This window comes from uncultured Methanofollis sp., assembly GCF_937919355.1.
GTDB lineage: Archaea > Halobacteriota > Methanomicrobia > Methanomicrobiales > Methanofollaceae > Methanofollis.
The window spans coordinates 1-11,626 of record NZ_CALFSA010000118.1 but is presented as its reverse complement, the minus strand read 5'-3'; the positions used below and the strand labels follow the sequence as shown (position 1 = coordinate 11,626).

12 protein-coding genes and 1 pseudogene are annotated in these 11,626 nt (G+C 58.9%); 8 read left to right on the top strand and 5 right to left on the bottom strand.

Features of this window, described 5'->3' with window-relative positions:
• The 3 genes and pseudogenes from Q0520_RS05600 to Q0520_RS05590 form a co-directional block, all read right to left on the bottom strand.
• Positions 1-644 (bottom strand): annotated as a pseudogene (locus tag Q0520_RS05600) (hypothetical protein); the annotation flags it as partial.
• Positions 641-832: a hypothetical protein gene (locus tag Q0520_RS05595; protein WP_298667458.1), complete on the bottom strand. Its 192-nt coding sequence runs from the start codon at positions 830-832 to the stop codon at positions 641-643. The gene Q0520_RS05595 and the pseudogene Q0520_RS05600, both read right to left, overlap by 4 nt.
• A gap of 585 nt (positions 833-1,417) precedes the next feature.
• The gene (locus tag Q0520_RS05590) at positions 1,418-2,662 is read right to left on the bottom strand and encodes a tyrosine-type recombinase/integrase (protein ID WP_298667456.1); all 1,245 of its coding nucleotides are present in this window, start codon (positions 2,660-2,662) and stop codon (positions 1,418-1,420) included.
• A 270-nt stretch (positions 2,663-2,932) separates the two neighbouring features.
• Here Q0520_RS05590 and Q0520_RS05585 point away from each other — a divergent pair, with 270 nt between their 5' ends.
• From Q0520_RS05585 to Q0520_RS05550, 8 genes are all read left to right on the top strand, one after another.
• A complete protein-coding gene (locus Q0520_RS05585; RefSeq protein ID WP_298667454.1) occupies positions 2,933-3,244 on the top strand; it encodes a DUF1894 domain-containing protein in 312 nt (103 codons plus the stop codon).
• Between the two features lie 194 nt (positions 3,245-3,438).
• Complete coding sequence (locus Q0520_RS05580) at positions 3,439-5,031, top strand: DEAD/DEAH box helicase (protein WP_298667453.1); 1,593 nt, start codon at positions 3,439-3,441, stop codon at positions 5,029-5,031.
• 86 nt (positions 5,032-5,117) lie between these two features.
• Positions 5,118-5,621 (top strand): peptidylprolyl isomerase, encoded by a 504-nt coding sequence (locus Q0520_RS05575; protein WP_298667452.1) that lies wholly within the window; start codon positions 5,118-5,120, stop codon positions 5,619-5,621.
• Entirely contained in the window at positions 5,618-6,247 is a 630-nt protein-coding gene (locus tag Q0520_RS05570) for a class I SAM-dependent methyltransferase (RefSeq protein ID WP_298667451.1), read from the top strand. The genes Q0520_RS05575 and Q0520_RS05570 overlap by 4 nt, the downstream gene beginning before the upstream one ends.
• A 117-nt stretch (positions 6,248-6,364) precedes the next feature.
• Positions 6,365-6,688 carry an STAS domain-containing protein gene (locus Q0520_RS05565; protein WP_298667450.1) on the top strand — a complete coding sequence of 108 codons (324 nt, stop codon included), beginning with the start codon at positions 6,365-6,367 and terminating at the stop codon, positions 6,686-6,688.
• Entirely contained in the window at positions 6,688-8,049 is a 1,362-nt protein-coding gene (locus Q0520_RS05560) for a PP2C family protein-serine/threonine phosphatase (RefSeq protein ID WP_298667449.1), read from the top strand. Before Q0520_RS05565 ends, Q0520_RS05560 begins: the two co-directional genes overlap by 1 nt.
• Before the next feature lie 2 nt (positions 8,050-8,051).
• Complete coding sequence (locus tag Q0520_RS05555) at positions 8,052-8,459, top strand: ATP-binding protein (protein ID WP_298667448.1); 408 nt, start codon at positions 8,052-8,054, stop codon at positions 8,457-8,459.
• A gap of 13 nt (positions 8,460-8,472) precedes the next feature.
• Entirely contained in the window at positions 8,473-9,759 is a 1,287-nt protein-coding gene (locus tag Q0520_RS05550; RefSeq protein ID WP_298667447.1) for an STAS domain-containing protein, read from the top strand.
• Between the two features lie 14 nt (positions 9,760-9,773).
• Here the strand turns inward: Q0520_RS05550 and Q0520_RS05545 are convergent, their stop codons facing one another.
• Both Q0520_RS05545 and Q0520_RS05540 read right to left on the bottom strand, forming a co-directional pair.
• Positions 9,774-10,526 carry a hypothetical protein gene (locus tag Q0520_RS05545; protein ID WP_298667446.1) on the bottom strand — a complete coding sequence of 251 codons (753 nt, stop codon included), beginning with the start codon at positions 10,524-10,526 and terminating at the stop codon, positions 9,774-9,776.
• A gap of 200 nt (positions 10,527-10,726) precedes the next feature.
• Entirely contained in the window at positions 10,727-11,152 is a 426-nt protein-coding gene (locus Q0520_RS05540; protein ID WP_298667445.1) for a fasciclin domain-containing protein, read from the bottom strand.
• Positions 11,153-11,626 lie beyond the last annotated feature (474 nt).

The following is an 11,626-nucleotide window of genomic DNA, read 5'->3' as shown; positions in this document are numbered from 1 at the left end:
TCTGCGGGTGTCCCCTCGATGTGGTTCCCGGTGACGGTGAAGAACCGGCCTGCTACATACATCTCCAGGTCTCCACGCCTGCACCGCTCGCCGGGCTTCTCGCCGTGGGTGATGACGTGGGCCCCGGTTCCTGAGGGGGAGAGTTCGGCGTAACTGCCGATGCTCATGATCTCTTCGAGGACACCGGCCTTCCACTCGCCGGTCGTCGGGTCTCTGACGTGATCCCAGTCTATGCCGGTCCACCCGTCACCCAGGACGAAACCGATCCCGGCATAGTGCTCCCGGACCTTGGCGGCCTCCTCATAGTGTGTCCATGTGGAGGGGTCGGTGCTGCTCGCCCTCGCTCCGGTCTTGGGGTTGTGCAGAACCTTGGTCCGCTTGCCGTCCCGATACTCGTATTGCCAGGTGACCCACCGGGGGACCGCTCGCATGGAGGGAGGAAGGGCGGCGTCGATCCCGTCACTGTGGCGGGTGTCCGGGGTGCCGGGGGATGTTTCTCCACACTCTACCGGGTGCGTTGGTGCTCGTGCGTTGGTATTCGATGATACAACCTTCTTCTCCGGGGCGTTCTTCGAGGAAGTGATCTTCAACCCGGCCGCCTGTGCTGCGGTGATCGGGCTGTCAGTGTCGGTGGTCCCGGTCATGTCCTCGCCGCCTGTGGGGTGTGGTCAGTTGTCGCCGGGGAGGTCCGGCCCTCCACGAGGTGCCACTTCCCCTTTCTGATCAACTCTTTTGCGACGAGTCGGTGAAGAGTGTCCATGGCTGCGAGGGTGTCAGGGGTGATCGTGAAGTCCGGGATCGGGCGAGGGGTTGCGGCGGGGATGTCGATCATGCGCTCGCCTCCACGGTTGCGTCTTCGAGTCGGACCGGGCACCAGGAATACCGGCCTGCGTCGCCGCATACCGTCCCGTCGCTCACGCACCGGGAGGGCACTTGGTGATCGGGTGAGGTATAAGTATCAGAAAAGTCAACTATCAATCACCTGCGCCCCCTGAGTTTGGGGGTGTTCTCCTGCGATCCGGAAGGATTACAGGGTTCTTGCAGGCCAATTGGGGTCGAGTCTTGGTTGGTTGCCGGGCACCCGACCCCTACTTCGTCTTCAGCCTTCGCCGCAGCGAGAACCACCGTCAACGTCTTGCTGAGACTGATCTTATGCGTCCTCGCATAGGCATGGAGGCTTGCGGGGATCCTCACCGAATTGTGAACGGTTGGCTCCCGAATCGCTTCTCCCTTGTGGATTATCATCGATCTCATCTTTAGTACTCCGTTTTCCGTTCTTTTGTTTCAGGCACTCCGCCCAAATTCTCTATGAGAGTGAAATATTAATTTGTACCTCTTTTAGTAAATTCTGCCCGGGAGGGGCCACCCCTCCCGTGAGTACACTTGTGACGGTTGTGACGGATTATAGTACACACGCCTACTTTGCCGGATGCTGAACCACCCCCGCTGCCTGTAGGTCTTGCATGACCTTCGCATAGACCGCCTGATACTCCGGGGTAAGTTCGACCTGCTCCTCTGCGATCCGCACGTTATCCACGGCCTGAGAGGTGAGGGCATACCCGCACTTGCAACAATGCTCATGAGTCGGTGCGTTTACGGTATAGCACCGGGGGCATTGTCGGGGCTCCAGGCACTCCGCCTTCTCCTTCGCCTCAGGGGGCTTGATCCCGTTCTGTGCGGCTATCTCGTCGTCAATGTCGGCATCAACGAGGTGGGCGTACGTCTGGAACATCTCTGTTCCGAGGTTCCCCCATGCAATCTTCTTGATGACACTCTCCTGGTAACCCTCCTGTATCATGTGGGTTATGCGAGAATGCCGGAAGATATGCGGTGTTACCTTCTTCTCCACACCGGCGCGGCGGGCGATGATCTTCAACTGCTTGGCCATGCCCTGATACTGAAGGGGCTGCTTCAGGTTGTTGAGGAAGACGTGGGCTTCAGGGGTGACGGTCCGGGGGTAGTCGTTCCGCCACTGTGCGAGGTACTGCCGGGCCATCACGAGGGGGATGTACCGGCCCTTCCCCGTCTTGAAGTCGGTGTTGATGACCACGTTCCAGTCGGTGAACTTCACCTGTCCCCACAGGAGGTTTCCCAGTTCCCCGGCCCTGAAAGCACCTTCATAGAGCATGGCAACGAGGGCACGGTCACGGGAGGAGGTGCACGCCTCGATCATCTTCCGCACCTCCTCAGGTCCAAGAAGCATTTCGGCGCTCTTGGTGGCGGTGTCATAGGACATGCCCTTGATCTTCCGCACCTTCTTTTCGGGGACCGTGGAGTACCCGTTCTCGATCATCCACAGGTAAAAGCGCTTTATGAATCGGATATAATCGGCGAGGGTGTTTTTCTTGAACTCAGGCTCGCCGTCCTCATTGCGGGCGGCCTGCACCTTCTCCACACCTGTGAAGAGGTCGGTGATCCCGTTCTCCCGGAAGGGGCCAATGAACCGCCGCCACCCCACAAGGGTGTAGGTGATCTTATACTTCCGGCCGGCGGAGATATGCGAGGTTGCCACGATCTCGCCGGTGAACTCCCGGATAAGGGCGGCGTCGTCGGGGGTGATCCGCTCCTCCTCCAGGGCGTGGGAAAGGGTGTTCTCTGCGTACTCTACATACTTTTCATCGGGCTGGTGAAAAGCCCTCTTTCGGTTGGTAGCCGGTTCCATGCGTGTAAATAGGGAGGTGGAGATTATATACCTTCTGGAGGGATTTTTACCATAGGTATATGAGTCCGCCTGGGGCTTAAAGAACCCATTTTCTTAATCCTTTTCATGGAAATAAATTTTTGCAGCCCTGTCCTCCGGTAAGGCGGTCACTCTAATTTTCACGGGGCACCATCTCTATCATTGTGCATTGATGTATCTCTCGTCCTCCCTGCAGGAGATCCTTAAATGAGGGGAAGTCCAGTATATAACGTCATATGGAGTGACGCTACAATGGCAGACCTGGGCAAACCACACTGCGTCAACCGCCTCCCTGCACAGATCCTCATCAAAGATATCTCCATGGACGAGGCGAACGAGTACATCAGGCGGCACGCAAAGGAGACCTACGAGATGCCGCTCGACTATGCCATCAGGGACGTCATCCTCCTCGGCAAACCCCCCATGGTCGTCGGGGTGAAGGGAAAAAAACGGAAGATCCTCTTTCCCTTCACGAAACCCTGTTTCGGCACTGCGGTTATGGAGATGGATGCTACACCTGAGGACATCGAAAAAATACGCCGGGACCTCGGGAACACGGGATAATTGGCATGTACCCTGCGCCACCGGTCTTCGGTGCGGGTTTCCCGGATTTCCACGAATAAACTAACCGGAGGCCATATTTTGAATTCAAACCATTTCTACGTGCTGCAAACTCCGACCAGCACCGTCCGGCTATTGCCTGTTTTTCCCCTCCACAATACAATATATAAAGAGGGGCGAACACCCATGATATTAGAATGGAAGATACCATCAGTTTCTCGACATTTAATCTATCCTCGAATATTCTCAGGGCAATAGAAGATATGGGCTTTGAAGAGCCCACACCAATTCAGGTCCTTGCCATTCCCCAGATCATGGCCGGGAAGGACGTGACCGGCCAGGCCCAGACCGGCACGGGGAAGACAGCAGCATTCGGCATCCCGGCTATCGAGGGGATCGACCCTGAAAACAGGGACACCCAGGTCATCGTCCTCTCGCCGACACGCGAACTTGCCATCCAGACAGCCGAAGAATTTTCGCGCCTCGTAAAATATCAGAGGAACATCACCGTGATACCGGTCTATGGAGGTCAGCCTATAGAGAGACAGTTCCGTGCACTGAAGGCCGGTGTCCAGATCGTCGTCGGCACGCCGGGGCGTGTCCTCGACCACCTCGACCGCGGCACTCTCAATCTCAGCGGCGTGAAGATGGTCATCCTTGACGAGGCCGACCAGATGCTTGACATGGGCTTCCGTGACGACATCGAGAAAATCCTTGGCGAGACTCCGGAGACCCGCCAGACCATCCTCTTCTCTGCCACCCTCCCAAAACCGATCCTGGAGATCTCGAAGCGTTTCCAGAAGAACCCCCAGTTCGTCCGTGTCCCCCATCGTGAACTGACCGTTCCCCAGATCGAGCAGTTGTACCTCGAGGTGCGCAGCCGGGAAAAAGTTGAGATCCTCTGTCGTCTCCTTGACATCTACGACCCCGAACTCACCCTTGTCTTCTGCAACACGAAAAAGGGCGTCGATGAAGTGAACAACCAACTCAGGGCGAGAGGTTACTTCGCCGAAGGTCTCCACGGTGACATGAAACAGATCCAGCGCGACCGGGTGATGGCAAAGTTCAGGAGCGGCACCATCGACGTGCTCATCGCCACCGACGTCGCCGCACGGGGGATAGATGTCGAGGACGTCGACATGGTCATCAACTTCGACGTCCCGCAGGACGTGGAATACTACGTGCACCGCATTGGCAGGACCGCGCGGGCCGGGCGGACCGGACGGGCCATCACCTTCGTCGGCCCGAGGGAGATCTACAAACTCCGGACGATCCAGAAATATGCCAAGATCAGGATCGCCCGCATTCCCCTCCCGACAGAGAGTGACGTTGAGGAGACGCGGATGAAAAACATCGTCGAGAAGATCAAGCAGACCGTCGACAACGGCGAGATGGAGAAGTATGTTGAGATGGTCGAGAGGATCATGGTCGACGACTATACCTCCCTGGACATCGCCGCCGCACTCCTGAAGATGAGACTCGATACCGGCGCAGAACCAGAGAAGATCCCCGAACTCACCCCGGCGGACACCGGCGCAGAACCCGGCATGGTCCGCCTCTACCTGAACGTGGGGAGGGACCAGGAGATCAGGCCGAAAGACATCGTCGGGGCGCTCGCCGGGGAGACAGGCATACCGGGCCGCTCGATCGGTGCGATCAGCATCTACGGCACATACTCATTTGTCGAGGTGCCGCAGGACGCCGCCGCCACCGTCATCGAGGGGATGAAGGGGAAGACCATCCGCGGGTGCCCTGTCGAACTGAGACCTGCCGAAAGGAAGTCCTGGTAATCAGATCCCTTTTTTTATAATTTTTCCCGGGACCGGGGATGGTCTCATAATCCCTCAGCACAAACAGGAGGGGGATGAGATCGAAGATGATCATTCCGGTAGTCTGCCTTCTCCTTGCGGCCCTCATGCTCGCCGCAGGGTGCACGGATATGGCCGAAAAGCCGAGGGCCGCTCCGGGCGACAACGTATCTGTCGAATATACGGTTTCCTTCCTGAACGGGACTGTCTATGAATCCTCGGTCGGCCGTGAACCGCTCACCTTCACTCTCGGGAAGGGCAGGATGATCCCCGGATTCGATAAGGCCGTCACCGGACTTGCCGTAAACGAGTCGGTGAATGTGACCATACCCATGGAAGAAGCGTACGGCGAGTACAACCCGGCGTTGGTCTCCTATGCGACCCGCTCACTCCTCCCGAATGACACTGCGGTGGGCCAGAGGTTTATGCAGGTAAATAATGGCAACCCGGTTATTTTTACCGTGACCGCAATGAACAAGACCACTGTTACGATGGACGCAAACCATCCCCTTGCCGGCAAGGACCTCAGGTTCTCAATCACACTCCTCTCCCTGCAGAAAGCTGCGGCATGAACACACCATACCGTGACCCCGGCGGGTGGGAAAGGGACTACCTCCAGAGGGGACGCCTCTGGGGGGGCGCATCCTGCGACCTCCCCGCCATCCCCCCCGGTTCCCGCGTCCTCGAACTCGGGTGCGGCAACGGGAAGACATATATTCCCCTCTCAGAGAGAGGCGTCTCTGTCGTCGGCCTCGACATCTCCCCCGCGGCCATCTGCCTCTGCCAGCGGGCGTCAGGGGAAGGAGCGCCCCTTCTTGTCGCCGACGCCCGCTCCCTCCCCTTCAGGGACGGGAGTTTCGACGCCGTCTGCGCCTTCCACGTTGCCGGGCACCTGAAGGCGACAGGGCGGAATGCCATCGCTGGCGAGATCGTGCGGGTGTTGAAAGAGGAGGGGAGACTCTACTTCCGCGACTTCTCAGACCGCGACATGCGCTACGGGAAGGGGACAGAGGTGGAGGTCGGCACTTTCCTTCGCGGCGAGGGGATCCTCACGCACTATTTTTCCGAGTCCGAAGTCCGCACGCTCTTTTCGGCGCTGCACCCCCACACGCTGGAGACCTGCACCTGGTCACTGAGAGTACGGGGCAGAGACCTCCCGCGTGCTGAGGTCGTTGCGATTTTTGAAAATGATGGATAGATGCCATCTTTTTTCGTACATCTCTCCACCCGGGAGAAGTACACAAAAAACAATCTACTTATGGTATCGTGAAATACGCCAATAGTAATGGAAAATCTCCCGGATATTGATATTCGTATGGCATCGGGGTGCGCGGTCGTTTCGGTGAAGGGAAGGATTGACGCCTCCTCCTGCTGCGGCCTGGAATCGGCTCTCTCCGGCCTTGTCGGGCAGGGGGAGAAGAGCATCGTCGTCGATATGAGCAGTCTCGAATACATCAGCAGTTCAGGTCTCAGGGTGCTCCTGGCAACCTATAAACAGGTGAAGAAAACGGACGGACACCTCTCGATAGCAGGGCCCACGCCGTTCGTCCGAGAAATTTTTGAGATATCTGGATTTTTGCGGATATTCCCTGCATATGAGAGCGTGGAGGACGCCCTGAACCGGCAGGGACGTGCCTGATGCTGCCAGGGGTGGGGGACTTTATCGTCCTCTTCCAGATGATCTGCGTTATCGTCGTCGCAGCATACTTCATAACCCGGTGTGAACCCTTCACCGAGGCTTTGGAGCGGCGTCTCTCCTCCCGGAGCACCTTCCTCCTCATCCTCTTCTTCGGTGCGCTCTCGGTATACGGCACCCTCAGTGGTGTCTCGGTCCTCGGTTCCCCCATCAATGTCCGCGACCTGGGGCCGATGGTAGCGGGCATCTTCTGCGGTCCTGTGGTCGGCATCGGTGCCGGGATCATCGGCGGTCTCTTCAGGCTGCAGATGGGGGGTTTCACCGCCCTCCCCTGTTCGATCGCCACCGTCCTCGCCGGTCTCTTCGGCGGCGCCATCTGGTGGGTCCACCGCAACGGACCTGTCCCGGTCAGGACCGCCGTAGTCTTTGCCGTCGGGATGGAAGTCTTCCACATGGGCCTTGTCCTCCTCCTCTGCAACCCCTTTGCCACTGCATGGGAGGTGGTGAGGCAGGTGGGCATCCCGATGATCCTGGCGAACGCCATAGGTATGTTCATCTTTGCCCTCCTGGTCTCGAACCTCGTCGAGGAGAGGCGGACAAAGGCGGAGAGGGATGCCTACCGCGGCGAACTCGAAAGGAAGAAGGCCGAGATGCAGATCGCCGCCGATATCCAGCACACTTTCCTCCCGAAGGCCATCCCGCTGCTGAAGGGATTCGACCTTGCGGCCGTGAGTTGCCCGGCGCGTGAGGTGGGCGGTGACTTCTACGACGCCATCCGCCTGCAGGACGGGAAGACTGGTATTGTGATCGCGGATGTCTCGGGGAAGAGCGTCCCCGCGGCGCTGTACATGGCACTCTCAAGGACGATCATCAGGGCGATGGCCGGGTGGCACCCCCGCGTCTCGCGCACCCTCGCGGACGCGAACGCGATGATCCTCTCCCAGTCAGACTCCGGGATGTTCGTCACCCTCTTCTACGGTGTCCTCGACGAGGAGAAGCACGCACTCACCTATGCAAATGCCGGTCACAACCCTCCCCTCCTCCTCAGGGCGGGTTCGGATGAGTTCGTCAGGCTTCTGCCGACAGGCATCGCTCTCGGCGCCATCGAAGATATGGAGTATGGGGAGGAGACGGTCGTGATCGGTCCCGGCGACATGCTCGTCCTGTACACCGACGGTGTGACAGAGGCGATCAACGCCGCGACCGAGGAGTTCGGCGAGACGCGGCTGAAGGAGACGGTCCTTGGCCTGAGGGAGAGGCCCGCCAGCGAGATCATCCGCGGCGTCAGGGACGCAGTCCACGAGTTCGCCGGTGAAGAACCGCAGTTCGACGACATCACCCTGATGGTGCTGAAAGGGGTGTGACAGTGGAGAAGTGGACCATATCCGCCGATCTCGCCTCCCTCCCCGGCGCCCTCGACCGCGTCGCCGCCGCCCTCAGGCGCCTGGGCGCGCCGGCGAAGGCCGTCCAGGAAGTCGAACTCGCCGTCGACGAGGCGCTGACAAACATCATCCTCCACGGCTACGAGGGTGTCGGCGGGGAGATCGTCCTCTCCTGCGAACGGATAGACGAGGGTGCGGTCGTCGAGATCAGGGACGCAGCCCCGGCCTTCGACCCGACGGCGGCCTCCACGCCCGACCTTGAGAGCGGGGCCGACAAGCGCCCAATCGGGGGCCTTGGCATCTACCTGATGCGGAGGATGACAGACGCCGTCCTGTACGAACGCAGGGACAGGGAGAATGTTCTTCGTCTGGTGAAACATTTTGAGAGGTAAGGAGACGGGAGTCATGGAGATGAATGCAGAGAGATGCGATGGTATCCTCACCATTGCGGTGGAGGGAAGACTCGACGGCTATGCGTCCGAAGAGGTGAAGGGAGGGATCGCCGCAGCCCTCAGGGACGACGACCGCTCGGCCGTCATCGACTTCGCCGGCCTGACCTACCTGAGCAGCGCCGGTATCAGGGTCTTTCTCGGCCTGCAGAAGGAACTGAAGGGACGGGGTGGGGTCCTTGCGATCTGCAATGTGGGCGAGTACCCCCTGCAGGTCCTTGCCATGGCAGGTTTTGACCGCGTCTTCAGTATCTACCCCTCACGTGCCGAGGCCCTGACGGCGTCCCTCCGCCGCGAGGACTCTCTCTCCCTCATCGCCGACCTTGCGGCCCCACCTGTCGAGTATGAGGGGGCGAAGTTCAGGTTCGAGCCAGGGTCGCGGGCATCAGTCTCCCTCAGGGTGAAGGGCAGTCTCGATGACCTCCTCCATGCCCGCGTCAGGGAGGAGGACGTCAATGCCGAGAAGTTCTCCGATATCTCCTACTCCCTCGGCGTTGGCGCTCTCGGGAGCAGTCTTGCCGACGCAATGCCATACCTCGGGGAGATGGTCACCATCCATGGTTCGATGACCTGGATCCCCTCGGACGGCCACGCCACGCCGGACTTTTTCGTGCCTGCACGGGCCGGGGGAGAGGTGAGGGCCTACACCGCTTTCAGTGTCGCCCTCGATGGTCTGTTCAATGAATTCGCCACCGTTGAGGCAGAGGAGGGGATCACTCTCGATGCCCTGTACAGGGCCGTCTTCTCCCATGCACGGGACCGGAAGGTGAGGGCGGGCGTCGTCGCCGTCGCCCTCTGGGGCGTGACAGGCGGGTTCCAGGGGTCAGGGATCAGGAAGGCGCCGGTCACCGCGAATGCCCCGGCACAGGGGGGATCGATCGTCGATCCCGAAAACGTCAGCGAGTGGATCGAGACCCCGGGAGAACCAAAATACGGGGGTGACAGTGTCGTCGCCTTCGGCATCGGCCTGGACCCTTCTGTCGACCTCTCCTCCTACGATGCGGGGGCCCTCGCCTCTCTCTCCGCCCACCCTCGCGGTGAGGGCGACGGCGGCCTCATCCTCCACAACCATGGCGTCGTCTTCAGGAAGGTGCCCTGGGACCTCCGGACCCCTCTTGAGAAGGGCATCGACCGCTGTCTTGCAGAGGGGGAGTTCGTGGACATGCGTCACCTCCTCGACGGGACGAAGATCCTCAGGGCCCATGTGGGGATCGCATATATCTCGACGATCACGCAGGGGTAGAATGGGGCAAGACCTCACCCCCCGCCTCTGGGGAGCATGAAGCCCTGCAACCACAGGGCACCGGAGATCCTGTCGCCGACTGCCGGGACATAACCACCAGTCACGCTTTCGGTGGCGCAGATCTGGATATTGATTTCTCTGATACCATCAGTCGCCCTGAAGAGAGGGGCGGTGACGAGGTACGCCTTTCCATATCCTGAGAGGCACTCCCTGACGTCCCTGACCACTGTCCTGAAGACAAATTCGTCGATCTCTCCGCCCTCCAGCGGGGAGTATTCTATTTCATGATGCGAAGACCGTTCGTCATCCGTTTTTTTCAATCGAAACGCAAGGGCCGAAAGGAAGAAGCGGTACTGCCTGCCGGTGCGATACCTCTCCCGGTTCACCGGATAATAGGTGTCGAAGAATGCAAACCGCATACCGCAGATAGACCCACGGACCTGCCCCTGGACCGTGTCCGGCCACTCGTCCACCGCCTCGACCACGACGTCGTGGACGATGCCCCCGGCGATGAAGGGGAAAGCAGTCAGGATTTCCCGGCCGGTGCTGACCGAGCACGTCTTCAGAACGTCTCCTCCTGCCCAGGAGACGGTGACGGCGCTGCCGTCCCTCTCGACCTTCGTCCTGGCGTGGGCACGTTCAAACGCCTCCCGGACGCATACCCTGATGGCGCTCTCCCGGGAGGCGACAGCACTCCAGTGTCGACGATGAGTGCCGATTCCGTTTTCTTTCAGCTTACCCGGTTTTTCCTGTGAACTTTTCGGCATATCATAGAATCCCATATTTTTCCCGGTACCGACGGTGCCATGTTCCCGTTATACCATGCACGACTATTGGAGGCGATCTATAAACGATTTGTGTGTTGATCGCCGTGGGATCTACGATCGACCGAGATCGTGACCAGGCAACTGTGCTCACCGCCCAGATAGCAACCTGTCAAAAAACCGGGCGGACAAAAAAAAGGTGGTTACTTTGGTACCAGCACCGAGTCGATGACATGGCAGATGCCGTTCGAGCAGACGATGTCAGCCTTGATCACGTTGGCGTCGTTGATCTTCACGCCCTTGCTCGTGTCGACGGAGAGGTCAGAGCCCTGCAATGTCTTGAGAGAACTTGTCTTGGCGACGTCGGAGGACATGTACTTCCCCGAGATCACGTGATACTTCAGGATGTCGGCGAGTTTTGCCTTGTCCTTCATGATGCTGTCAATGGTCGCCTTCGGCACCTTGGAGAACGCGGCGTCGTTCGGGGCAAAGACCGTGAATGGCCCTGGACTGCTCAGCGCTTCGACAAGGCCTGCTGCCTTCACCGCCGCGACAAGGGTGTTGAACTCTCCTGATGCGATCGCGGTCTCGACGATGTTCTTCTGGATCTGAACGCTTTCCTGTTGCATACTTCCATCCTCCTACAGGGCCCCACATATGAATTTACAATATTTAATCATATCCCACACGATCTGAGATTGTGTTTTACTTGCTGATATCAACTATCTCCACAATAACGCAACGGATAATGATTAACTTAATTTTTGCACATGAAACATGCCGACATGCCCCGGATATATGCCCTGCCGGCCTCCATGCCCTGATGAGAGATCCGGATCTGCTGCTTCATCGGGATATGTACTGGAGACGCAACCGAAGGAACAGATGCCCTGATCATGAATGACCTGGAATGATGGAAAACAAGGATATGAAGAGATTTCCGGCTCTGTAGAAATCCTATTCTGGAGTGTCTCGTTCGGGGGGCTGTCTGGCCGATGTGGCCCTGATCCTATGAGGAGAAACACAGATCCACTGCCTTCCTCACGGTCTGGCCGGGGGACTACGCCGAAAATCAAAGATTTTCTTGAACTCGCTGACGCTCG

What these genes read in the sequence shown, in the direction of transcription:
- Q0520_RS05590 (WP_298667456.1), bottom strand. Translation starts at nt 2,662, where the DNA reads ATGGAACCGGCTACCAACCGAAAGAGGGCTTTTCACCAGCCCGATGAA.
- Q0520_RS05565 (WP_298667450.1), top strand. Translation starts at nt 6,365, where the DNA reads ATGGCATCGGGGTGCGCGGTCGTTTCGGTGAAGGGAAGGATTGACGCC.
- Q0520_RS05585 (WP_298667454.1), top strand. Translation starts at nt 2,933, where the DNA reads ATGGCAGACCTGGGCAAACCACACTGCGTCAACCGCCTCCCTGCACAG.
- Q0520_RS05575 (WP_298667452.1), top strand. Translation starts at nt 5,118, where the DNA reads ATGATCATTCCGGTAGTCTGCCTTCTCCTTGCGGCCCTCATGCTCGCC.
- Q0520_RS05550 (WP_298667447.1), top strand. Translation starts at nt 8,473, where the DNA reads ATGGAGATGAATGCAGAGAGATGCGATGGTATCCTCACCATTGCGGTG.
- Q0520_RS05545 (WP_298667446.1), bottom strand. Translation starts at nt 10,526, where the DNA reads ATGCCGAAAAGTTCACAGGAAAAACCGGGTAAGCTGAAAGAAAACGGA.
- Q0520_RS05580 (WP_298667453.1), top strand. Translation starts at nt 3,439, where the DNA reads ATGGAAGATACCATCAGTTTCTCGACATTTAATCTATCCTCGAATATT.
- Q0520_RS05540 (WP_298667445.1), bottom strand. Translation starts at nt 11,152, where the DNA reads ATGCAACAGGAAAGCGTTCAGATCCAGAAGAACATCGTCGAGACCGCG.
- Q0520_RS05570 (WP_298667451.1), top strand. Translation starts at nt 5,618, where the DNA reads ATGAACACACCATACCGTGACCCCGGCGGGTGGGAAAGGGACTACCTC.
- Q0520_RS05560 (WP_298667449.1), top strand. Translation starts at nt 6,688, where the DNA reads ATGCTGCCAGGGGTGGGGGACTTTATCGTCCTCTTCCAGATGATCTGC.
- Q0520_RS05595 (WP_298667458.1), bottom strand. Translation starts at nt 832, where the DNA reads ATGATCGACATCCCCGCCGCAACCCCTCGCCCGATCCCGGACTTCACG.